The sequence below is a fragment of the Rhizobium sp. A37_96 genome, assembly GCF_053521765.1.
The window spans coordinates 120,218-142,177 of sequence record NZ_JBNWDS010000009.1 but is presented as its reverse complement, the minus strand read 5'-3'; the positions used below and the strand labels follow the sequence as shown (position 1 = coordinate 142,177).

19 protein-coding genes are annotated in these 21,960 nt (G+C 61.8%); 18 read left to right on the top strand and 1 reads right to left on the bottom strand.

Annotated features, from left to right (window positions below):
- Nucleotides 1-136: 136 nt before the first annotated feature.
- The 10 genes from ACQZ6J_RS21790 to ACQZ6J_RS21745 all read left to right on the top strand — a co-directional run bounded on the left by ACQZ6J_RS21790 (nt 137) and on the right by ACQZ6J_RS21745 (nt 10,896).
- Nucleotides 137-1,471, top strand: coding sequence for an NtaA/DmoA family FMN-dependent monooxygenase (locus ACQZ6J_RS21790; RefSeq protein ID WP_449085587.1), 1,335 nt, complete (start codon nt 137-139; stop codon nt 1,469-1,471).
- A gap of 518 nt (nt 1,472-1,989) precedes the next feature.
- Entirely contained in the window at nt 1,990-3,276 is a 1,287-nt protein-coding gene (locus tag ACQZ6J_RS21785) for an NAD(P)/FAD-dependent oxidoreductase (RefSeq protein ID WP_449085586.1), read from the top strand.
- A gap of 72 nt (nt 3,277-3,348) precedes the next feature.
- The gene (locus ACQZ6J_RS21780) at nt 3,349-4,230 is read left to right on the top strand and encodes an ABC transporter permease (RefSeq protein WP_163989537.1); all 882 of its coding nucleotides are present in this window, start codon (nt 3,349-3,351) and stop codon (nt 4,228-4,230) included.
- A complete protein-coding gene (locus tag ACQZ6J_RS21775; protein WP_163989539.1) occupies nt 4,227-5,045 on the top strand; it encodes an ABC transporter permease in 819 nt (272 codons plus the stop codon). The genes ACQZ6J_RS21780 and ACQZ6J_RS21775 overlap by 4 nt, the downstream gene beginning before the upstream one ends.
- Nucleotides 5,046-5,076: 31 nt before the next feature.
- Nucleotides 5,077-6,150 (top strand): ABC transporter substrate-binding protein, encoded by a 1,074-nt coding sequence (locus ACQZ6J_RS21770; RefSeq protein WP_449085585.1) that lies wholly within the window; start codon nt 5,077-5,079, stop codon nt 6,148-6,150.
- A 65-nt stretch (nt 6,151-6,215) separates the two neighbouring features.
- Nucleotides 6,216-6,827: a helix-turn-helix domain-containing protein gene (locus ACQZ6J_RS21765; RefSeq protein ID WP_449085584.1), complete on the top strand. Its 612-nt coding sequence runs from the start codon at nt 6,216-6,218 to the stop codon at nt 6,825-6,827.
- Nucleotides 6,817-7,902 carry an ABC transporter ATP-binding protein gene (locus tag ACQZ6J_RS21760; protein ID WP_449085583.1) on the top strand — a complete coding sequence of 362 codons (1,086 nt, stop codon included), beginning with the start codon at nt 6,817-6,819 and terminating at the stop codon, nt 7,900-7,902. The genes ACQZ6J_RS21765 and ACQZ6J_RS21760 overlap by 11 nt, the downstream gene beginning before the upstream one ends.
- A gap of 24 nt (nt 7,903-7,926) precedes the next feature.
- Nucleotides 7,927-9,354: an aldehyde dehydrogenase family protein gene (locus tag ACQZ6J_RS21755; RefSeq protein ID WP_163989548.1), complete on the top strand. Its 1,428-nt coding sequence runs from the start codon at nt 7,927-7,929 to the stop codon at nt 9,352-9,354.
- 282 nt (nt 9,355-9,636) lie between these two features.
- Nucleotides 9,637-10,305, top strand: coding sequence for a CBS domain-containing protein (locus ACQZ6J_RS21750; RefSeq protein WP_449085582.1), 669 nt, complete (start codon nt 9,637-9,639; stop codon nt 10,303-10,305).
- 75 nt (nt 10,306-10,380) lie between these two features.
- Complete coding sequence (locus ACQZ6J_RS21745; RefSeq protein ID WP_449085581.1) at nt 10,381-10,896, top strand: N-acetyltransferase family protein; 516 nt, start codon at nt 10,381-10,383, stop codon at nt 10,894-10,896.
- A 70-nt stretch (nt 10,897-10,966) separates the two neighbouring features.
- On the opposite strand, the gene ACQZ6J_RS21740 is transcribed toward ACQZ6J_RS21745, so the two are convergent.
- A complete protein-coding gene (locus ACQZ6J_RS21740; protein WP_449085580.1) occupies nt 10,967-12,373 on the bottom strand; it encodes a DUF1254 domain-containing protein in 1,407 nt (468 codons plus the stop codon).
- 177 nt (nt 12,374-12,550) lie between these two features.
- Here ACQZ6J_RS21740 and ACQZ6J_RS21735 point away from each other — a divergent pair, with 177 nt between their 5' ends.
- The 8 genes from ACQZ6J_RS21735 to ACQZ6J_RS21700 all read left to right on the top strand — a co-directional run bounded on the left by ACQZ6J_RS21735 (nt 12,551) and on the right by ACQZ6J_RS21700 (nt 21,892).
- On the top strand, nt 12,551-13,762 hold the full coding sequence (locus ACQZ6J_RS21735) for an alpha/beta hydrolase (RefSeq protein ID WP_163989557.1): 1,212 nt from the start codon (nt 12,551-12,553) through the stop codon (nt 13,760-13,762).
- A 187-nt stretch (nt 13,763-13,949) separates the two neighbouring features.
- Complete coding sequence (locus tag ACQZ6J_RS21730) at nt 13,950-15,581, top strand: arylsulfatase (RefSeq protein ID WP_163989559.1); 1,632 nt, start codon at nt 13,950-13,952, stop codon at nt 15,579-15,581.
- 65 nt (nt 15,582-15,646) lie between these two features.
- Nucleotides 15,647-16,624: an AAA family ATPase gene (locus ACQZ6J_RS21725; RefSeq protein WP_449085579.1), complete on the top strand. Its 978-nt coding sequence runs from the start codon at nt 15,647-15,649 to the stop codon at nt 16,622-16,624.
- Nucleotides 16,621-17,580 carry a DUF58 domain-containing protein gene (locus tag ACQZ6J_RS21720; RefSeq protein ID WP_449085578.1) on the top strand — a complete coding sequence of 320 codons (960 nt, stop codon included), beginning with the start codon at nt 16,621-16,623 and terminating at the stop codon, nt 17,578-17,580. Before ACQZ6J_RS21725 ends, ACQZ6J_RS21720 begins: the two co-directional genes overlap by 4 nt.
- Entirely contained in the window at nt 17,580-18,095 is a 516-nt protein-coding gene (locus ACQZ6J_RS21715) for a DUF4381 domain-containing protein (protein WP_449085577.1), read from the top strand. Before ACQZ6J_RS21720 ends, ACQZ6J_RS21715 begins: the two co-directional genes overlap by 1 nt.
- Nucleotides 18,088-19,077 (top strand): vWA domain-containing protein, encoded by a 990-nt coding sequence (locus tag ACQZ6J_RS21710; RefSeq protein ID WP_449085576.1) that lies wholly within the window; start codon nt 18,088-18,090, stop codon nt 19,075-19,077. Before ACQZ6J_RS21715 ends, ACQZ6J_RS21710 begins: the two co-directional genes overlap by 8 nt.
- Nucleotides 19,074-20,621, top strand: a complete 1,548-nt coding sequence (locus ACQZ6J_RS21705) for a VWA domain-containing protein (RefSeq protein WP_449085575.1) — start codon at nt 19,074-19,076, stop codon at nt 20,619-20,621. Before ACQZ6J_RS21710 ends, ACQZ6J_RS21705 begins: the two co-directional genes overlap by 4 nt.
- Entirely contained in the window at nt 20,618-21,892 is a 1,275-nt protein-coding gene (locus tag ACQZ6J_RS21700; protein WP_449085574.1) for a hypothetical protein, read from the top strand. Before ACQZ6J_RS21705 ends, ACQZ6J_RS21700 begins: the two co-directional genes overlap by 4 nt.
- Nucleotides 21,893-21,960: the final 68 nt, after the last annotated feature.

Genomic DNA, 21,960 nt, shown 5'->3' with positions numbered 1-21,960 from the left:
ATGCGGCCATCCGCCCCGCTTCCGGTGGGCGCAAATTAATTTCCCGGGTCAGCGGAATATTAGTCTATAAATTCTGTAGAGAATTGACCGTGCGAACTAGCGTGCATCGCCCTCCCCGAATAAAAGGCGCAGCCGCATGACCTCAGCGAAACGACAGCTTCATCTCAATGTCGGCATCAACACCACCGGCTATCTTGCCAATGCGTGGCGCTACCGCACCGGCGACCGCCATGATATCAACAACCCCGAATACTACCGCCGGCTGACGGAACTGGCACACAGGGGGCTGTTCGACGCGGTCTTCTTCTCGGACCACCCCGCATTGATGACCGATCCGAACGGGCGCCCGTTCCACACCATCGATCCGTTGATCCTGTGCACGGCACTGGCCGCACAAGTGCCCGACATCGGCTTCGTCGCGACCATGTCGTCGACCTACAATTCACCCTACAATCTGGCGAGGCGCACACAATCCGCCGATATCATCTCCGGCGGTCGGTTGATCATCAACATCGTCTCGTCGTTCAACCCGAACGTCGCCGCCAATTTCGGCGCAGCGCCATTGCCGCCGCGCAGCGAACGCTATGCGAAGGCATCCGAGTTTCTCGATGTCGCCAAGCGGCTTTGGTCAAGCTGGGATCCGGCGCGCGAGGGCGAAATTCCCGACGACCGCTTTTGGGACGCGGCGAGCGCGCAAACGATCGACCACTCCGGAGACTACTTCACCGTCAAGGGGCCGTTGAACGTGCCTGTCGGTCCGCAAGGCCATCCGGTCATCGCACAGGCGGGTGCCTCCGAAGGCGGCATCGATCTGGCTGCCCGTCATGGTGAAATCATCTATTGCAACATTCTGTCTCGCCCGGCAGGTCAGGCCTTTGGCAAGAAGGTCAAGGATAGAGCCGTCGCGTTCGGGCGCGACCCTTCGGGAATACGCATCGTTCCGGGCCTCGTCGTCATCCTCGGCAAGAGCAGGGACGAAGCGCTGCGCAAGCATGAACTCTTTAGCGGCACCGGCTCGGAGGATGGTCTGATCGCGCGTTTCGTCAAGGACAACGGCATCGACCCGGATGGTTTCGATCCCGATGCCGTTTTGGACGCGGAACGCTTCATCCCCGATGCCAACCGCATTCAAGCCGTGGGCATGGGCCTGGGATTGTCCGATCTTCTCGCGCACGAGAAACTCACCGCGCGCCAGGCGGTACGACGGTCCGAAGGGCACCATCGGCTGGTTCTCGGAACACCGGAGGAGGTCGCCGATGCGATCATAGATCTCTGGGCCGATGGGACCGTCGACGGCTACACATTGCAGCCGCCACGCGCTCCCGACGACATCGAAGAGTTCGTGGCCAATGTTGTGCCGATCCTGCAGGACCGCGGCGTCTATAGAACGGCCTATGAACAGGAGACGATACGCGATCGCTATGGTCTCCCCTATCCGCTGAACGACGGTGCCGATGCCCGGGCCGTTTGATCGGCCCGATCGCTTTCCAACCGTCGATCCGCAAGCCTGATCTCGGGCGACGCGCCGGGGGCCTGTGAACGGGCGGCCCGGCGTTCGACCGGATTAGCTTGGCCCGTCATGTCATCGTGGCATCTCGCTCCGCATAATCACCTTGGCGATTGCATCCCAGGCGAAACAATAACGATCCCGATAGCGGGCGCATAAGCAGACTTGCGATCCGGCATATCGGTCGCGTCCGCGATCCGCTCGCCGACATCATGCAGGGAAGCGCCCGCCCGCCTCACTCGATTCCGTCACCGCGTCCTCGGCCCGGAGAAGCGCCGCTCCTTGCCGCGAAAGCCGTTGGACTGACGGTGATTCTTACAAGGCTGCCCAGCGAAGTCGGCATCTCCTCGTCATTGCCGACGACCGCCATAGCCTGACGCCTGAATTCATCAACAGCACATTTTGCGATGATTGGCCCCATGGGCTATTTCATATTTGTGAAAATCATATAGTATTTTTCACATTATCGTTGGAGATCGCAAATGCCCCTACGCATGAAACTTCGCTCCGCCTGGCAAAAAACCGGTGGCGATCAATCGTTGCATACGCCGATCCGGGAAGCGGAGAACGTCGACGTTGCAATCATTGGTGCGGGATTCATGGGTCTCTCCACCGCGCTCGAACTTGCAAGACTGGGCAAGACCGTCCGCGTTCTGGACGCAAACGAGGTTGGCACCGGCGCATCCGGCCTGAATGGCGGGCAGGTGATCCCGGGGCTGAAATATGATCCGGACTGGCTGCTCGAACATTTCGGCGCGGTGCGCGGCGAGGCCCTGATCGAATTCGCACAATCGACTGCGGATGCCGTCTTCGATCTGATCGACCGTGAGCATCTCGATGTCCCGCGTACGCGCAATGGCTGGATCCAGGCGGCACATACCGAACATGCCCTGGCGGCCGCGAAACGTCGGGACGCCCAGTGGCGCGCCCGCGGCGCCGATGTCCGTATGCTCGAGGCTCCGGAAATCGAGAGGCTGACAGGCGCTCATGGCTATCTCGGCGGCTGGCTCGACCGCCGCGCCGGCGTCATCGATCCGCTTTCCTTCGTCACGCAGCTCGCGCTTGCGGTAACGCGAGCCGGCGTCCGGATCGCCGAACATGCCAGGGCAGCCGCGATAAAACGCGAAAGTGGCGGCTGGATCGTCACCACGGCAAACGGACAATCGGTTCGCTCCCGTTTCGTCGTCCTTGCGACCAACGCCTATAGCGACGGACTTCTTCCCGGATTGGCGCGCAGCATCGTGCCGCTGCATTCCTTTCAGATCGCGACAGGGCCGCTTCCGGACAGGCTTCAAAAGACCATTCTGGCAGGCGAACAGGCAGTCTCCGATTCCCGCAGGATCCTCGTCTACTATCGAAAAAGCGCCGACGGCCGTCTCCTGCTCGGCGGCAGAGGGCGGATGGCGGAGCCGAAGAGCGAGGCCGACTGGAAACATCTGGAGCACGCGATGCGGCGCCTCTACCCCGATCTCGATGGCGTACCCATCGAAAGGCGCTGGTTCGGGCGGGTTGCGATGACGCCGGACCATCTGCCGCATATTCACGAACCCGAGCCGGGCCTGCTGACCGTCGTCGGATGCCAGGGACGCGGCGTCGGCATGATGACGGCGCTGGGGCCACGCTTTGCCCGATACATCGAGTCCGGCGATCGCGCAGCACTTCCTTTCCCCATCTCGACGATCCGGCCGATTCCGCTCCACGCGTTCCGTCAGGTCGGCGTCGCCGCCGCGATCGCCTGGTACCGGCTGCTCGATACGCTCGAAAAATAATGCGCGGATAGCGCGCTTGACATTTTTCACAAAAATGAAAATTATCATTCAAATTTCATTTATAGGTCACACATGATCAATGAGAGCACCTCGTCTGGAGCATTGGGCGGCACCCGGATCTTCCGTGGCGCCATGTTGGCGCCGGGCACGATCGTAACCCTGGCCCTGGTGCTCTTTGCCCTGTTCCTGGTGCTTTTCCTTTCGATCCGCATCAATGACGGATCGCTTCTCGGCGCCGGCGCGTCCCTCCAGAACTTCATCGCCATCCTCACCGATCCGCTCTACGGCCTCGTCGTGTTGCGATCGCTGACGATTGCCGGGCTCGTGACGCTGGCAACGGTCGTCACCGCCTATCCGGTCGCCTATTATCTGGCATTTCATGCCGGCCGGCGGCGCAGCCTGATCCTCTTTCTCGTTACGCTGCCTTTCTGGACGAGTTACCTTCTGCGCGTCTTCGCCTGGAAGATCGTTCTGGCCTATAACGGCGTCCTGAACTCGGCCTTGATGCTGTCGGGCCTGACATCCGAGCCCTCGACCCTGTTCTTGAACACGCCGTCCGCGGTCGTGCTGACCCTCGCCCACGCCTACGCCCCTTTCGCGATCCTGCCGATCTTCGTTGCGCTCGACACCATTCCGAAATCGCTGATGGAGGCGGCGGCCGATCTCGGTGCGCGGCCCTTCACCACATTTCGCCGGGTCATCCTGCCGAATTCCATGCCCGGCGTGCTCTCGGCGGCGATCGTCGTCTTCGTGCCAACGGTCGGGGACTACGTGACGCCGGCCCTGGTCGGCGGCCCGGCAAGCACGATGATCGGCTCTCTCGTGCAGGCGCAATTCGGCAAGGCCAACGACTGGCCGTTCGGCGCGGCGCTGGCTGTCGTCGTGATGCTGGTTATTCTCGCCGTCGTGCTCATCGTCCGCCAGGCGGACCGCATGTTCGGGAGCCGCACATGAAGCGCCGTCCGACAAACGCCGCCAATGGCGGCTGGCTACGCTGGTATGTGGGCCTCTACCTCATTTTCCTGTATCTGCCCGTCGCGCTGATACCGCTCTTCTCTTTCAACGATTCCATACAGGCGGCCTTTCCGCTGAAGGGCTTCACCTTCGCCTGGTATGAGACGCTGATCGGCAACGAGACCCTGACCGGCGCGCTTTTGACCAGCCTGTCGATCGGCATCACCGCTGCAGCGATCGCGACGCTGTGCGGCATCACCATCGGCTACATGGACACGCAGGTCCGCTCACCCTTTACCAAGCTCGTCTCCAGCCTCGCACGCCTGCCGATCCTGATCCCGGGCGTCGTCGTCGGCATCTCGCTGCTGATCCTCGTCAATCTGCTCGGCTTTGGCCCCTCGCGGCTCGCGATCGTGCTCGGCCACGTTCTGGTCTGCCTGCCGACGACCGTGATCATCATGCGCGGCCGCTTCGCGTCCATTCCGCGCAGCATTCCCGAGGCCGCGGAAGATCTCGGCGCGGGCGAAGCGATAATTTTCCGCCGCATCATGCTGCCTCTGGCCCTGCCGGCCGTCGGCTCGGCCTTCATGCTGGCCTTCCTGACCTCGTTCGACGAGTTCATCGTCGCCTTCTTCCTGGCCGGAACACAGCCGACCTTGCCGCTCTATATCTGGAGCCAGCTGAGATTCCCGAAGTCGCTGCCGACGGTAATGGCGCTCGGGACGGCCATTCTTGCGGTCTCGATCGTCATTGCCGGCTGCGCCGAGCTGTTGCGGCAGCGCGGCCTGTCGAAATCCCCTGCTTCCAGCACCTGAAATGCCAAAAATCAGAAAGAGGAGAACTGCTATGCATCATGATCATAAAGGCCGCTCCGCCAGACGCGCATCGAGCGTCATGACGGCAATCGCCCTCTCGGTGTCGTTGAGCCTGCCGGCCTCAGCCGCCGACAAGCTCACCTACTTCACCTGGTCGGGCTACGAGCTTCCCGATTTCCACAAGTCTTTCACGGCCGCGCACCCCGACAGCGTCGATATCTCCGTCTTCGGCGACGACGATGACGCCTTCACCAAGGTCAAGGCAGGCTTCCATCCGGATGTCGCCCATCCCTGCTACGACAAGGTGGCGCGCTGGAACAAGGAGGGCCTGCTGCAGCCGATCGATACGGCCAAGATCAAGAACTGGGACAAGATCTTCCCGGTCTTCCGCAATCTTCCCGATATTCAGGCCGGTAACGGCAAGGTCTGGATGGTTCCGTGGGACTGGGGCAACACCTCGGTTCTCTATCGCACCGACCTCGTCAAGAACCCCGAGCAGAGCTGGAATCTCCTCTGGGACAAGCAGTATGCCGGACGCATCGCAACCATCGATGCCGTGCATGACACGCCTGTCGTCGCGGCCCTGCTCGCCGGCGTCAGCCCCTTCGACATGACACCGGACCAGCTGAACAAGGTGGCCGACAAGCTTCGCGAGCAGCGACCGCTGGTTTCGGCATATACGACCGACATGACCTCGGTGGAGCAGTCGCTCGCAAGCGGCCAGCTCGTGGCCGCCATGACCTGGAACGCATCCGCCGTCGCGTTGAAGAAACAGGGCGTGCCGGTGGAGTTCATGAAGCCGAAGGAAGGCATGCTGACCTGGGCCTGCGGTTTCGTCATGCTGAAGGACGCCAAGAACACCGATCTGGCCTACGATTTCATCAACAGCCGTCTCGAGGCGGATTCGGGCAAGGCGCTGATCGAAAATTATGGTTATGGTGCATCGACGACGACGGCTTTTGCCGCCGTACCGAAGGATGAGCTCGAAAATCTGCAGCTTCCCTCCGATCCGGAAACCATGCTGAAGTCGACCGTCTTTACCGGACCGATGAAGCAGAACGACGATCTGGCGAAGATGTTCGAGAAGGTCAAGGCAGGCGGCTGAGCCCGAGATGCTTGGCCCGGACGCAATTGTCCGGGCCATTCCCAATCTTGAGATGTGGAGTGCGGATGGACGTGGATGAATTGACAACCAGGGCGGAGCGCGAGGCGGATGAGGCCGATGTCCGCATCGGCCGGCGCGTGCGCGCCCTGCGGCTCGAAAAGAACCTGTCGCTGGCGGATCTTGCCGCCAAGGCAGGCATATCGATCGGGGCACTCAGCCAGATCGAGCGCGGCATGTCTTCGCTACGCGTTCGGGTGATCTGGCCGCTTGCCGCAGCGCTCGACGTCGAGCCGTCCGCGCTGATTACCGATGGCAGCGAGCCGGTCAGCGATCTTTATTGTGTGCGCGCCAACAGCCGCCGGCCGCTGCCCGTGCATTCGGAAGGCATCACCAAGGATCTGCTGTCTCCTCCCGGCGCATCGCTGACCGGCATGGTCGTGACGGTCGAGCCCGGCGGCGGCACCGATGCCTATGCCCATAGCGGCCATGAATTCGGGATCGTGACTTCGGGCGAAGCCGAACTCGTCGTCGATTCGACGCGCTACCTCCTGAAGACCGGAGACAGCTTCGCCTTCAAGAGCACGCTGCTGCATTCGTTCCGCAATCCCGGAACAGAACGTTGCACCATTCTCTGGGTCAACACGACCAAGCCTTCGGAGGCGCGTGATGGCGACTGACGCCCTGCTCCGCCTCGACAAGGTTTCCAAACATTTCGCCGGCGGTATCGTCGGCCTCAGGGAGATCGATCTTTCCATCGCCGAGGGCGAATTCCTCAGCCTTCTCGGGCCTTCCGGCTGCGGCAAGACGACGACGCTGCGCGTCATTGCCGGCTTCGAAGCGCCGAGCGAGGGCCGGATACTCCTCGACGGCAAGGAGATAACGCCGCTCCGCGCATTCGACCGGCCGGTCAACACCGTGTTCCAGGACTATGCGCTCTTCCCGCATATGTCGGTCGCCGAAAATGTCGGGTTCGGCCTGTCGTTGCGAAAGATTGCCGGCGCGGAACGGCGCAAGCGCGTTGCCGCAGCCCTCGACATGGTCGGCCTTGCCGACAAGATCAACCAGCGCGTCCAGGCGCTTTCCGGCGGCCAGCGCCAGCGCGTCGCACTGGCAAGGGCGATCGTCTGCGAACCGCGCGTGCTGCTGCTCGATGAACCGCTTTCCGCGCTCGACGCGCATCTGCGCGAACAGATGCAGGTGGAACTCAAGCGGCTGCAGCGCGAGCTTGGCACCACCTTCGTGATGGTCACACATGACCAGACCGAAGCGCTGTCGATTTCCGATCGCATCGTCGTCATGAACAAGGCGGCGATCGAGCAGATCGCCTCGCCGTCGGAGCTCTACGATCATCCGGCGACCACCTTCGTCGCCGGCTTTATCGGAACGATGAACCTGCTTGCGGCAAAACTCGCCGGCCGCAATGCGGACGGACTGCAGTTCCTTGCCGGAACGTTGCCCTTGAACCTTGCCGCCGATGATGCCGCCCGGCTCGCCCCCGGCGACGCGGCGACGATCGGGGTGCGCCCGGAAGACATTCTGGTGTCGCGCGAGCGGATAGAAAACTCCGTCGGCGTGCGCGTGCAGAGCGTCGTCTTTCACGGGCGCAGCCTGCGCGTCCACCTCGCAACCGACGATCAACGCAATCTGATGGCCGACATACCCAGGCAGGCGCAGCCCGCCGCAATGACGGTGGGAGAGCAGTTGTTTGCCTCGCTGCGTCCGGGCGCTACCTGCCCCGTGCTTCCGGCCTGATCAATCAGAGACAATGGAGAACCCATGACAAACCACCTGAAATTCTTCATCGACGGCGCCTGGGTCGATCCTGTCACGCCTAACGCGATCGACGTCATCAATCCGGCAACGGAGGAAGCCTATACCGCGATATCCGGTGGTTCGGCCGCCGATGTCGACAAGGCCGTCGATGCTGCAAAGCGAGCCTTTGCGAGCTTCTCCCTGACCTCCAGGGAAGAACGTCTTGCCCTGCTGAAGCGGATTCTCGAATGCTACAACGAGCGTTTCGAAGACATAGCGCAGGCCGTCAGCGACGAAATGGGCGCTCCGCTGCCCTTCGCCAGGGATTCGCAGGCCTGGGCCGGCCGCGGCCATCTTGAAGCGACGATCACGGCCTTCGAATCCTATGAGTTCACGGCGCAACGCGGCACGACCACCATTCTCAAGGAACCAATCGGCGTCTGCGCGCTGATCACGCCCTGGAACTGGCCGCTCAATCAGATCGTCTGCAAGGTGGCGCCTGCGATCGCCGCCGGATGCACGGTCGTCCTGAAGCCATCGGAGATCGCCCCGATCAGCGGCATCATCTTTGCCGAGGTCATGGCCGCGGCGGGAACGCCGAAGGGTGTCTTCAACCTCGTCAACGGCACCGGGCCCGATGTCGGGCAAGTCATGGCCGGCCATCGCGACGTCGATATGGTGTCGTTCACCGGCTCCACGCGCGCCGGCATCATCGTCGCCAAGACCGCCGCCGACACCGTCAAGCGTGTCGCCCAGGAACTGGGCGGCAAGTCGGCCAATATCATTCTTCCCGACGCCGATTTCGAGACCGCGGTCACCAAGGGCGTCAACGGCTGCTTCGGCAACTCCGGGCAAAGCTGCGACGCACCGACGCGCATGCTCGTGCCCGCCGAACGCCACGACGAGGCGCTGGCGATCGCCCGGAAGGCAGCCGAAGCCTTCAAGACCGGCGATCCCCGCGCCGAGGGGATCGATCTCGGCCCCGTCGTCAGCCAGATCCAGTATGACAAGATCCAGCGCCTGATCGAAAGCGGCATCGGCGAAGGCGCGACGCTGGTGACCGGCGGCCCCGGCAGGCCCGAAGGCCTGAACCGCGGCTACTACATCCGCCCGACGATCTTCGGCCATGTGACACCGGAAATGACGATCGCGCGCGAGGAGATTTTCGGGCCCGTGCTCTCCATCATCTCCTACGAGGACGAGGAGGACGCCGTCCGCATCGCCAACGACACCGTCTATGGCCTGGCCGCCTATGTTCAATCGACGAACATCGAGCACGCCCGCGCCGTGGCAAAGCGCATGCGGGCGGGATCTGTCTATCTCAACTATCCCGACTGGGACACCTTCGCCCCCTTCGGCGGCTACAAGCAGTCCGGAAACGGCCGCGAATATGCCGACTGGGCCATTCACGACTTCCTGGAAATCAAGGGCGTCGTCGGCTGGGGAAGCTGATATCACCGCGCCGCGGCACGATCGGCCGCGATCCGGGTGAGAAGATGAAACGATGGCGCGCGGCGGTCTCTTAACCGTCGCGGTGGCGCCTCCCCTGAAAAATTGAGGCCCCGTTCCGGACATAAGCGGGTCGGGGATCCCCGTCGGGATAGGGGGCGAAGCGATGACGTGCAGGCGTTTTCGTATTCGCCGGCGGATTTGACGCGGATCAATGTCGGATCGGCCAATCCATGGAAAACATCGAACCATCCTGAACAAAGTTCATCGATTGGAGAGATGGCCATGCGGGCACAAGACATCATGACAACGACGATCGTTTCGATCGATGACTGCGCCAATGTCCGCCACGCCATGCGACTGATGATCGAGAACGAAATCAGCGGCCTTCCGGTGCTCGATCAGCTGGGACGCGTCTGCGGCGTGCTGACGGAGGGCGATCTGCTCGCGCGCTGCGAAATCGGCTCCCTGCAACAATCATGCGCCGATATCGGCAAAGCGGACGGCGCGCTGCTGAACTATATCAGGAGCAAGGCCTGGCGCGTCGGCGACATCATGACGCCGAACATCATTGCCGTCACGCCGGATACACCGATTTCCACGATCGCCAAGCTCCTGGCATCCCATGGCATCAGGCGCGTTCTCGTTCTCGACGAGGGTCGGCCGGTCGGCCTTGTCAGCCGCCGCGATCTCCTGCGCGCCATCGCCGACGTAGCACCGGACAGGATCGCATCCGGCGATGCGGCTCTAAAGCTGGCGATCCAAACGCGATTGAGGAACGAACTGGGTCTCGACGGCAAGCGGATCGAGGTCGATGTTCACGATACCCAGGTTCGCGTGAGCGGCAGTATCGATTCCGAATTGCAGCGCCAGGCGATCAGGGTGCTCGTCGAACTTGTCGGGGGCACATGCAGCTATATTGACGAACTGCATCTCGCGCCCCAGATCGCTTGAACGACCACCCGAGGCTGCCGCCGATCGTGGGTGAGGCGATGCAGGTCAAATGCCATTCGAACACAGGAGACGACCATGCCGGAACAGAAATGGAGCATCACCACGCGGGATGGCTTGCGGGTCTCGGTCAGGCCCGCGGGCTTGGAAGACGAGCAGCTCCTGACCGACCTTTTCGATCATGTCAGCCCGCAAGATCTTCGCTTCCGCTTCCTGTCGGCGGTCAAGCATGTTTCACGACGGCAGATTGCGGATCTGATCGGCATCGACCACCGCGCGGTTGAGAGCTACATCGCCTTTGCGGAAGATAACGCAGTGCCGATCGCCACCGCCGTGCTCGCCTGCGATCGCGACAGGAAGCGGGCCGAAGTCGCCATTTCCGTACGAAGCGAATTCAAGGGACATGGCCTCGGCTGGGAGCTTCTGGGCCTGATGGTCAAGGAAGCCGGACAACGCGGCATGGACAAGATCGAGTCCATCGAGGACAGAAGCAACTATGACGCCATAGAACTCGAACAGAACATGGGCTTCACGGCAAAGCCTTATCCGGACGATCCAACGCTGCTGCTGCTGTCGAAATCGCTCGCCCCATAGGAAACGGCTGCGCCGGGCCGACAAGGTTTCCGATGAGGGCCGTACCCGTTTTGGCAGGCACCAAACGGCTTTAGTTGTTTATCCGCTCGACATCCGGAAGTATCCATTTCTTGTCGAAGAAGTCTTTCGTCGGGCCATAGGCGCGGAACATCAGCTCGAATTTCCGCTTCGCGTCGGTCGGAATCCAGTTTGCCTCCTGGCCGCGCGGAGCCTTGGGGCCGAAATAGAGATCGATGGAACCATCGGGCTTCTTGGCAAGCTCCGGGATCTGAGACGAGCGGCTGGCGCGCGACACGTTTTTGATCAGGGCGTGCGTCTTGCGATCATAGGCCGTTATCGACCAATATTGCTGAACGGGAACGTTCGCCGGAACCGTCAGGCGGTAGGCTTTGCCGCCATCGAAGGGATGCCCTTCCTTGTCGCGAATGGAAATCGAATAAAACTGGCCGGCTCCGAGCCGCTTGATGCCGATATAGGCGTAACTATAGGCGACGCCGCGATGTTCTATCGGATAGTCGTCCGGATCATCGAAATTCGCCTGGGCCGCCTTGATGAGATCGGGATAGGCGGGGTAAGTCCAGCGGCTCGTCTCGCTGAAGAATGGCGGCAATCCCGCATCGTATTTTGCTTCGAGCAGCGTTTGGGCTTCCTTTATGGCTTTCGTCAGGAGAGTTTCCGTGTGCCGGTTCGGCGCGAACGGCTTGCCCTTCTCGATCCCAAGAGATTTCAGCGGATCGATCATTGCTCGATCGCGTGCGATCCACGGCTCTTCCTGTACGACCCGATTGAGGTTCTCGAAGAAGCTCCCATCCCACCGGATGGTGGAGTCGAAGAGCACATCCTTCACATCGGTGAAGACGGTCTCCGGTGGATGATCGGCCTGATCGAGGCTATAGACCTTCAGCTTTTTCCCATAGGCGATGGAGGCCTGGACGTCGGCATCGCCGTGGCTTGCGAGATTGGAGCGAAACAGCATGTATCCCCCATACACCTCCGATCTCAGCGGAATATATCCCTCCGGCACCGTCTCCTGGTAATTCGGCGGAAGCACCAGGAATTTCCCGCCCTTCCCCTTGTCGTAGCCGAGCAGGCCGGCATCCTCCAACGGCAACTGCCATGCCGTCACGATGTTGCCGTTGAAAGATGCCGCCTCTTCCGCAGGCGGCAGGTCAAGAACCACCGGGCCATCCTTGGTGGTGAAGAACACCATGAAGTAAAGGGCGTCCGGATTTGGAGTCAGGGTCTGATTACGCCAATCAAGCGGCCGTCCCCAGTAAATGACCTGCCCCACCTTGCCCGGCGTCTTTGCCAGCATTTCCTGGCGCATGAGATCGTAGTTTACGACGGGTATTCCCCAGACCGCTGCCTGCACGGCATTGCGCTCGATCTCCCGATCGAATGCGGCTTGCGATGCCTTGTCGGCGGCGACCGCCGGCAAGGCGAACAGAACCGCGAATAACATGACGACAAGTCGCATGATGGCACCCTTCCCGTTTCGCTTGGCGGGGGAATAAGACACCGCGGACTTCGATTGCGGGAGTACGTTACGGTAAATGCGCCGCCGCCGACCGTAAACGACAGTGCATTTACGGTTACGTACTTACGCCCGCGCCCGCGATTGCCGATGGTGCCAGCGATCAACGACGGAGCGCCCATGCATCGATACCTCGCCATCGCTGCACTCCTTCTGCTGGCCGGATGTGGCCATCCGGCTGGTGTGATGACGCCCGTCGCGCTGCGCCCCGGCGCACCGGCAACCTCCCAGGTCGATATGCTGGTCGCGACCACGCGGCAGCCTTCCGGCAATCCGGCGACGCTGTTCAATGGCGAGCGCAGCCCGAAGCCCTATCTGACCGAGATCGCCGTCTCCATCCCGCCGAAACGGGATCCCGGCACCGTGCAGTGGCCAAGGCGCCTGCCTCCCAACCCGGACACCGATTTCGCCGTCACCCGCGTCAAACAGATCGATACGATCTCCGAGGGCAAGACATGGTTCAAGCAGCATGTCGAGGATGGCCATGCCCTGGTCTTCGTCCACGGCTTCAACAACAAGTACGAGGATTCGGTCTTCCGGCTGGCGCAGATCGTCCATGACTCCCGCATGAGGGCGACGCCGATCCTGTTCACCTGGCCGTCGCGCGCAAGCCTGTTCGCCTATGAATACGACAAGGAGAGCACGAACTATTCCCGAACCGCGCTGGAACAGGCGCTGCGTATTCTTGCACGCGACCCCAACGTCAAGGACATCACGATCCTCGCCCACTCTATGGGGACATGGCTTGCCATGGAGTCCCTGCGCCAGATGGGCATTCGCGACGGCCACGTCGACCCCAAGATCCGCGATGTCATTCTTGCCTCGCCCGATATCGACATTCAGGTCTTTGCCAAGCAGTTCGTCGAGATGGGAAGCCCGCATCCCAAGTTTACGATATTCGTCTCCCAGGACGACCGTGCCCTTGCCGCTTCGAGCTGGATCACCGGCCGCGTCCAGAGGCTCGGCGCCATCAACCCCGCCGAGGAACCCTATCGTTCGCGCCTCGAAAAGGCCGGGATCACCGCGATCGATCTGACGAAGGTCAAGAGCGGGGACAGCATGAACCATGGGAAATTCGCCGAGAGCCCGCAGATCGTTCAGCTTATCGGCCAGCGGCTGATGACGGGCCAGACGCTGACGGACTCCAACGTTTCGCTCGGCGAAGGCGTCGCGGCCGTTATCGGCGGAACCGCAAGGACGGTCGGAACCGTTGCGGCAACGACGATTTCCGCCCCCTTGAACGCCGTCGAACAGCCGCACACGCACCATTCGCCGACCGATCTCGGGTCGACTTTGACCGAAGATCCGGAATCGAAACCGCTGACGCAATGAACATCCGTGTTTTACGTCCGCATTTACCATCAGCAACGCGACCATTTACCGTTACGTACTTCCGCGCCCGTAGATAAAGAAGAAGTCTTCCCTGCGTCGAATGACGACGATCCAGCTGCGGCGGCATCCGTCCGCCCGACGATAGGGAGACCGTAATGTTCAACGACCGAATTGCTGGGAGGACGTGATGACCTCCCTTTCCAACAAGCTCTTTTTCGCGACCTTCGCCGCCGCGATGACCTTGACGTCGACAACGTTCCTGACGTCAGCTCATGCACAATCCGCCACGACCGCGGCAGCGCCGGCCAATCCCGCCCCGCCAAACATTCTTGTCATTTTCGGCGACGATGTCGGCCAGACCAACATCAGCGCCTATTCCATGGGCGTGGTCGGTTACAAGACTCCGAACATCGACAGCATTGCCAAACAGGGCATGATGTTTACCGACTATTACGCGGAGAACAGTTGCACGGCCGGCCGCTCGACCTTCATCACGGGCCAGGTTTGCCTGCGGACGGGTCTTTGCAAAGTGGGCGCTCCGGGAGCCCCCGTCGGCCTGCAGCCCGGTGACATGACGATTGCCCAGGCGCTCAAGCCGCTTGGCTATGCGACCGGCCAGTTCGGCAAGAACCATCTCGGCGACAAGGACGAATATCTGCCGACCAACCACGGCTTCGACGAATTCTTCGGTAATCTCTATCATCTCAACGCCGAGGAAGAGCCCGAAGCTCCCTATTGGCCCAAGGACGATCCGGAATTCCTGAAGGCTTACAATCCGCGTGGCGTCGTCAAGGCATCGGCCGACGGCAAGGTCGAAGATACCGGTCCCTTGACCAAGAAACGCATGGAGACGATCGACGACGAGACCACCGCCGCCGCGATCGATTTCATGGGCCGGCAGGTCAAGCAGAAAAAGCCGTTCTTCACCTGGATGAACACGACGCGCATGCACGCCTTCACCCATGTACGGGAATCGATGCACGGCCAGAGCGGCATGCCGGGGAACGACTATGCCGATGGCATGGTCGAGCACGATGGCGATGTCGGCAAGCTGCTGAAGGCGCTCGACGATCTCGGCATCAAGGACAACACCATCGTCGTCTATACGACGGATAACGGCCCCAACCAGTGGTCGTGGCCGGACGCCGCGACCACCCCGTTCCGCAGCGAAAAGGACACCAACTGGGAAGGTGCCTTCCGCGTTCCGGCGATGATCCGTTGGCCCGGACACATCCAGCCCGGCCAGGTCACGAACGGCATCTTCTCCGGTCTCGACTGGTTTCCAACCCTTCTTGCCGCTGCCGGTGATCCGGGCGTCAAGGACCGCTTGCTGAAGGGATGGCAGCCTGCAGGCAGCAGCACGACCTTCAAGAACCATCTCGACGGCTACAACCAGCTCGACTACCTGGAAGGCAAGTCCGACCAGAGCGCCCGCCACGACTTCTACTACTTCGACGACGACGGCAATCTGGTCGCAACGCGGTTCGACGATTGGAAGGTCGTGTTCCACGAGCAGCCCGCGCCTGGAGGCTTCGCGGTATGGCAAACGCCTCTGATCACCTGGCGGGTTCCGAAGCTGTTCAATCTCAGAATGGACCCCTACGAGCGCGCGGATATCGTATCCGACCAGTACAACGACTGGCTCGTCCGCAACGACTACCTTCTCGTCAAGGGTCAATTGCAGGCCGCCGCCTTCCTGCAAACATTCCTCACCTATCCTCCGAGCCAGCGGGGTGCGAGCTTCAACATCGAAGGCGTCCGTGCGCAGGTCGACAAGGCGATCGACCAGTCCTTCAAGGATCGCGGCATCGAAAAATAGAGGCGATCACCGTGGGGCGCGCTTCGGCGCGCCTCGCTTCACATCTGTAGATCGAAAGCTGCCTCATGACCGCTCGTGACGACATCCTCGCGCTCGGCAAGCGTATCGGCCAGTCCATCATCGGGCAGGAGACCATGGTGGAACGCCTGCTGCTGGGCCTTCTTGCCAATGGCCATCTCCTTGTCGAGGGCCTGCCGGGGCTTGCCAAGACGCGCGCCATCAAAAGCCTTGCCAAGAACCTCAACTCCGAACTCTCGCGCGTGCAGTTTACCCCCGACCTGCTGCCAGCGGATATCACCGGCTCGGAGATCTATTTTTCCGACGGCGGCAAGGGCGAGTTCAAGTTCCAGCAAGGTCCGATCTTTGCCAATCTCATCCTCGCCGACGAGATCAATCGCGCGCCTGCGAAGGTGCAATCCGCGCTTCTGGAGGCGATGGAGGAACGGCAAGTCACGGTCGGAGGAAAAAGCTACCCCCTGCCTGATCTCTTCATGGTGATGGCAACCCAGAATCCCATCGAGCAGGAGGGAACCTATCCGCTCCCCGAGGCTCAGCTCGACCGTTTCCTCATGCATGTGGAGGTCGGCTATCCGGACGAGACCTCGGAGGCCGCGATCATGCGCCTCAATCGCGATGAGGAAAACGCCGCCCATAGCGGCCACCCGCCGGTGACGACGGAACGCCTCGACCCGCAGGCCGTCTTCCAGGCACGCAAGGAAATCGGCAGCGTCACGGTGTCGTCACCCGTGGAGAAATATATCGTCGCTCTCGTTTTCGCGACGCGCTACCCGGACCGCTACGACAAGGAGCTTGCCAAGCTCCTGCAGGTCGGCGCAAGTCCGCGCGGCGTCATAGGCCTCGACAAGGTCGCGCGATCTCGGGCCTGGCTCAACGGGCGCGACTATGTGACCCCGGACGACGTCAAGGCCGTCGTCAACGATGTCCTTCGTCATCGCCTGATCCTCTCCTATGAGGCGCATGCATCCAACACCCGCGCAGATGACGTGGTCGATCGCATCACGGAACTGGTGGCGGTCTCATGAATTCCCGGGCGACGGCGGAGGGCGACGAACGGATTCATGTCACGACGGAAGGGCTTGTCGCGCTCGAAAGCCAGGCGCGGGACCTTACCTTCGTGCAGCGCGCCAGAAGCCATCAGCAACTCGCGGGACGCATGCAATCGGCCCTTCGCGGCCGCGGCCTGATCTTCGAGGAATTGCGCCAGTACCTCCCGGGAGACGATATCCGCTCCATCGACTGGCGGGTAACGGCGCGGACCGGCGGACCGGTCGTTCGCGTCTACGACGAGGAGAAGGAGCGGCCCGCGATCGTCATCGTCGATCAAAGGATCAACATGTTCTTCGGCAGTCGCCGATCCATGAAATCGGTCACGGCGGCCGAGGCGGCGATGCTATGTGCCTGGCGCACGCTCGGGTCGGGCGACCGTATCGGCGGATTCGTCATCGGCGATACCGGCATTGCCGAGATCAAGCCGCATCGGAGCCGCAACGCCGTCATCGCGCTTGCCGACGCGATCGCCCGGCAGAACGCCCCGCTTTGCGCGACCTACACCGAGAAGGCATCTCCGGCCAGGCTCGACGAAACGCTTCTGCAGGTCGCCAACATCGCCCATCACGATCATCTGCTGATCCTGATAACCGACTTCGACGGCCACGGTGATCGCACGCGCGACCTCCTTCTCAGGCTGTCGAGCCGCAACGATGTCATCTGCCTGCTGATTTACGATCCGTTTCTTCTGGAACTGCCGCGAAGCGGCGATATCGTCGTCAGCGGCGGCGGATTGCAGGCCCAGCTTCCACTCGGCAGGAATGCGGTGCGCAGTTCCATCGACACATTTGCCCGTCGTCGCGGCCGGGAGCTTCGCGCTTGGCAGCGGGATCTGGGCCTGCCCATGCTGCCTGTGTCTTCCGCCGAGGAAACGGCGCCACAACTGCGGCGCCTCCTGGAGCAGGCGGCCTGGCGACAACGGAGGCGATGATGGCGTCCGGGGCAAGCATCGACCAGATGACCAACGTCGCGCTTCGTTCGCTGCACGACGTTGCCGTTCCGCAGCCGGTTGCCTGGCTGCCGCAAACCTGGGGATGGGCGGTTCTTTTCATCGTCGCCGTTGCGGCCTTAAGCACCTATGCCTGGTCGAGATGGCGACGATACCAGAAAAACGCCTACCGCCGCGAAGCCTTGCGCCTCGTGGACCGGATCGCCGACAACGTCGAAGGGACGGGACTGCAACGCCGGCAGATGGAAGAGCTGGCGGAAATCGTCAAAAGAACGGCGCTCGCGACCTGGCAACGCGAGCGTGTGGCCGGTTTGGCGGGCGCCGACTGGAATGCGTTTCTGGGCGCCTCCTTCGACGGTTCCGAAAATCCGGCTCTCAAGAGCCTGCTTGACGACCTCGAATATCGCAAGGACGGGACACCGGAGGAGGTCTCGCCGATGGCCGCGGGCGACGCCATCGCCGGCGCCAGGCGATGGATCGAGGGACATCATGTATGAACTCGCCCTGCCCTGGCTGCTCCTTCTGCTTCCGGTCCCGCTGCTGGTGTGGCGCCTGCTCCCTCCGCGCCACTCGATCGAACCCTCGGTGCGGCTGCCTTTTTTCGACGATGTCGCCAAGGCGGCCGGCATTACACCGTCTCAGGGCTCCGTCATTGCAGGAAGAACCCGGTCGCAGGCGGCCATGCAGGCAACGGTATGGTGTCTGCTTGTCGTTGCGCTGGCGCGACCGCAGTTCATCGAGCCGCCGATCGAAAAATCGGAACCGCAGCGCGACATTCTGCTGGCTCTCGACCTTTCCCAATCGATGGATACACGAGATTTCGCCAAGCCTGACGGATCGCCGGAGCCGCGCGTCGAGGCGGTCAAGCAGACCGTTACAGACTTCATTGCGAAGCGGACCGGCGACAGGATCGGATTGATTGCGTTTGGCGACGCCCCCTACCCGCTCGCGCCCTTCACAATGGATCATCCGCTGGTGAGCAAGATGGTCGCAAACCTGCTTCCGGGCATCGCCGGGCCGCGCACGGCACTGGGAGACTCGCTCGGCCTCGCCATTCGGATGTTCGACAAGACGAACATGCCGGAAAAAGTCCTGATCCTGCTCACCGACGGCAACGATACGGCCAGCCGGATGCCGCCTCTGAAGGCCGCCGAAATCGCCAGGACCAAGGGCATTACGATCCATACCATCGGCATAGGCGATCCGAAGGCGAGCGGCGAGGACAAGCTGGATATGGCGACGCTGCAACAGATCGCGGCAAAAACAGGCGGACGTTACTTCTTCGGCAGCGACCAGACGTCTCTGTCTGCCATCTATAATGTTCTCGACGCAATCACGCCGCAGGCGCAGCGGAGCCTCTCCTGGCGGCCGCGCGTCGAACTTTTTCCGTGGCCGCTCGCCGCCGCAGTTCTGCTTTTATCCGGCTGGTATCTCTCTTCCGGCATGATCGGAGTCGCAAGGCGGAGGCTCGCAGGATGATCTCCGATTTCCATTTTCTAAGGCCGTGGTGCCTGGCGGCCATCGTCCTGCCTGTAATCATCGTTTGGCTGGCGTCACGAACGACGGATATTCGGCGGCACTGGAAAGGCATGATCGCGCCGCATCTGCTCGACAACCTTCTGATCGAGCCGGATCAGCAGCGCCACCTGAGGCCGGTCTGGCTGCTCGCCCTGGTGCTTGCCCTGATGGCGGTGGGCCTGGCAGGGCCGACATGGAGGCGCGAGGCATCGCCCTTTGCCGCAGACACGGCCGCCCTCGTCATCGCCGTCGACCTTTCGCGATCAATGGACGCCACCGATATCAGTCCGAGCCGGATCGAGCGCGCAAAGCTTAAGATCCATGACATTCTGGCGATGAGGCAAGGCGCGCGCACAGCCGTGATCGCCTACGCGGGAAGCGCGCATCTTGTCGTGCCTTTGACCGACGATGACGCCCTGATCGAAACCTACACGGACGCGCTGGCAACCGGCATAATGCCGAAGCCTGGCAAGGACACGCCCGCTGCGCTTCTGCTGGCCGACAGCTTGTTGAAGACGGACGGTTCGAGTGGAACGATCCTGCTTCTGACGGACGGGGTGGAGGACGCCGCGATCACGGCTGCCAAGAGCATCGAAAACGACATCCTGATCCTCGGCTTTGGGACGGCCGCCGGCGGTTCGCTCAATCCGGCCAGGGGCAATCCGGGCGCGGTATCGGGTGGTCACGAAACCGCCTCGGGGCTCGACACGGACGCATTGCAAAAGACCGCCACCGCGATGGATGCCGATGTCGCGACCATGACGGATGGCGACACCGATATACGGTGGATCGCTCGAAACATCCAAGCGAACTTTGTTCGGCAAAGCTCCAAGGATAGCGACCGCTGGCATGACCTGGGATGGTGGTTCCTCATGCCGGCGGTATTGCTTTTCGCATTGTCGTTCCGGCGCGGCTGGGTTGTGAAGCTGATGGCGACCATGGTGGCAATCCGTCTGCTTACGCCGATTGAAGCAAGCGCCGGGGAATTTGCGGATATGTGGCTGACGCCGGACCAGCAGGGACGGCTGGCTTTCGAGCACGGCGACTTCGAGACGGCCGCCAAGCTCTTCAAGGATCCGCCGTGGAAAGGCATCGCTCTTTACCGCGCTGGCCACTTCGATCAAGCCTACGATACCTTTGCCGCGAGCGACACGCCGGAAAGCCGGTACAATCAGGGCAATTGCCTGATGCACATGGGCAAGTTCGACGAGGCCGTCGACGCCTATCGCAGAGCGCTTGCGGCAAGGAAGGATTGGCCGGAGGCCGAGGCAAATCTCGCAATCGCCGAGCGGCTGAAGAAGCAGCAGGAAGACGACGATCAGGCGCAGGAGCCGAACGAAAAGCCCGATAGCATCCAGTTCGACGACAAGGGCAAGCGTGGCAAGGCCGGCACGGTGAACCTTGCGGAACAGACAGCGGAAATGTGGATCCGGAATATCCCGATCAGCCCGGCAGACTTGATGGCGCGGCGGTTTGCCCTGGAGACCAAGGGAGCACGGCCATGAACTGGCTAATGCTGGTATTCGCTATGCTCGTGCCCGCCACCGCCATGGCGGCGGGGCCGTTTGCGCGGGCGGATATTGACGATGGCAAGAACATCGTACCGGGGCAGCAACTGCATGTCACCATCCAGGTCTTCGCGCCGAACTATTTCACCTCGCCGCCGCAATTTCCCCTGTTCGATATGCCGAATGCTTTGGTGACGCTTTCGGACGAACGTGCTCGCAACGCGGTGCAGACCATAGACGGCACGCAATATTCCATCATCGCCCGCGGCTATGTGGTGGTTCCGCAAGTCTCGGGCGCCTTTACCGTACCGGCGATCCAGATCGAGCTTGGATATTCGGCCGATGGAACGCCGACGACCGCTGTTGCCGCAACCCAACCGCTCGCTTTCACAGTCGACAAGGGTGACGACAATTCCGCGCCGATCTTCGCCGCCCGGGGCCTTCGGATCAAACAGTCCTTCGATCGCGACCCGGAAGCCATGAGGACCGGCGACGCCCTGGTGCGGACGATCACGATTACGGCGTCCGATACCCAATCAATGCTGATCCCCCCGATCCGGTTCGAGGGTGCGCCGGGGCTCGATCAGTACATCAGGCAGCCAAAGCTCGAAGACAATGTCGCTCTTGGCAGGGAAACGGCGAGCCGCCGCACCGAAACCATCGTCTATACGGCAACGAAGCCCGGACGATTTGCGCTTCCGGCGATCGATTATCCCTGGTTCGATGCCGATGCTCACAGCCAGGTATTCGCCCACCTGACTGCGGGAGATGTCACCGTGACCGCTGCCCCTGCAACGGCGGGGATCGTTCCCACGCAGAGGGACGGCCGGCGCAAATTCGCCGAAGGATCCCGCCTCATCGTGGTCGCAGTTGCTGTATTGCTGTTTCTGGTGCTCGCCATCTGGCTGGCCCGCCGCCTCCCGAGACAGGCCGCGAGGATGCTGCGGGACGTCCGCTTGCGCATATCGACATCCCGACGATCGCGGCTCAGGCGCCTGAGAGCCAAGCTCCTGTCCGCCGATCTGCCGCAGGTCTATGCCGCACTCCAGCAGTGGAGCCGGTTCGAGGGATACAGGACGCTCCAGGACTGGTCGGATCTGCAGCCGCAGGAAGTGCGTGACAATGTCCGTCGTCTCGAGGAAGAGCTGTATGCCGGCCGAGAAGGAGGCTTTGCGCGGCGCCGGGTTGCACGTCTTCTGGCAAAGACGGAAAGCCGACCTGGGGCTTCCTCGTCGAAGCATTTTCTGCCCGAGTTGAATCCGGGCTGAAACCGTTCAGTTTCACGATGAAGCACTTTTACAGCCGGCTTACGTAAACGACCCGGACATTTACTGTT

Excerpts from the sequence above, each read along its gene's own strand:
- ACQZ6J_RS21790 (WP_449085587.1), top strand. The coding sequence starts at position 137 with ATGACCTCAGCGAAACGACAGCTTCATCTCAATGTCGGCATCAACACC.
- ACQZ6J_RS21785 (WP_449085586.1), top strand. The coding sequence starts at position 1,990 with ATGCCCCTACGCATGAAACTTCGCTCCGCCTGGCAAAAAACCGGTGGC.
- ACQZ6J_RS21780 (WP_163989537.1), top strand. The coding sequence starts at position 3,349 with ATGATCAATGAGAGCACCTCGTCTGGAGCATTGGGCGGCACCCGGATC.
- ACQZ6J_RS21775 (WP_163989539.1), top strand. The coding sequence starts at position 4,227 with ATGAAGCGCCGTCCGACAAACGCCGCCAATGGCGGCTGGCTACGCTGG.
- ACQZ6J_RS21770 (WP_449085585.1), top strand. The coding sequence starts at position 5,077 with ATGCATCATGATCATAAAGGCCGCTCCGCCAGACGCGCATCGAGCGTC.
- ACQZ6J_RS21765 (WP_449085584.1), top strand. The coding sequence starts at position 6,216 with ATGGACGTGGATGAATTGACAACCAGGGCGGAGCGCGAGGCGGATGAG.
- ACQZ6J_RS21760 (WP_449085583.1), top strand. The coding sequence starts at position 6,817 with ATGGCGACTGACGCCCTGCTCCGCCTCGACAAGGTTTCCAAACATTTC.
- ACQZ6J_RS21755 (WP_163989548.1), top strand. The coding sequence starts at position 7,927 with ATGACAAACCACCTGAAATTCTTCATCGACGGCGCCTGGGTCGATCCT.
- ACQZ6J_RS21750 (WP_449085582.1), top strand. The coding sequence starts at position 9,637 with ATGCGGGCACAAGACATCATGACAACGACGATCGTTTCGATCGATGAC.
- ACQZ6J_RS21745 (WP_449085581.1), top strand. The coding sequence starts at position 10,381 with ATGCCGGAACAGAAATGGAGCATCACCACGCGGGATGGCTTGCGGGTC.
- ACQZ6J_RS21740 (WP_449085580.1), bottom strand. The coding sequence starts at position 12,373 with ATGCGACTTGTCGTCATGTTATTCGCGGTTCTGTTCGCCTTGCCGGCG.
- ACQZ6J_RS21735 (WP_163989557.1), top strand. The coding sequence starts at position 12,551 with ATGCATCGATACCTCGCCATCGCTGCACTCCTTCTGCTGGCCGGATGT.
- ACQZ6J_RS21730 (WP_163989559.1), top strand. The coding sequence starts at position 13,950 with ATGACCTCCCTTTCCAACAAGCTCTTTTTCGCGACCTTCGCCGCCGCG.
- ACQZ6J_RS21725 (WP_449085579.1), top strand. The coding sequence starts at position 15,647 with ATGACCGCTCGTGACGACATCCTCGCGCTCGGCAAGCGTATCGGCCAG.
- ACQZ6J_RS21720 (WP_449085578.1), top strand. The coding sequence starts at position 16,621 with ATGAATTCCCGGGCGACGGCGGAGGGCGACGAACGGATTCATGTCACG.
- ACQZ6J_RS21715 (WP_449085577.1), top strand. The coding sequence starts at position 17,580 with ATGGCGTCCGGGGCAAGCATCGACCAGATGACCAACGTCGCGCTTCGT.
- ACQZ6J_RS21710 (WP_449085576.1), top strand. The coding sequence starts at position 18,088 with ATGTATGAACTCGCCCTGCCCTGGCTGCTCCTTCTGCTTCCGGTCCCG.
- ACQZ6J_RS21705 (WP_449085575.1), top strand. The coding sequence starts at position 19,074 with ATGATCTCCGATTTCCATTTTCTAAGGCCGTGGTGCCTGGCGGCCATC.
- ACQZ6J_RS21700 (WP_449085574.1), top strand. The coding sequence starts at position 20,618 with ATGAACTGGCTAATGCTGGTATTCGCTATGCTCGTGCCCGCCACCGCC.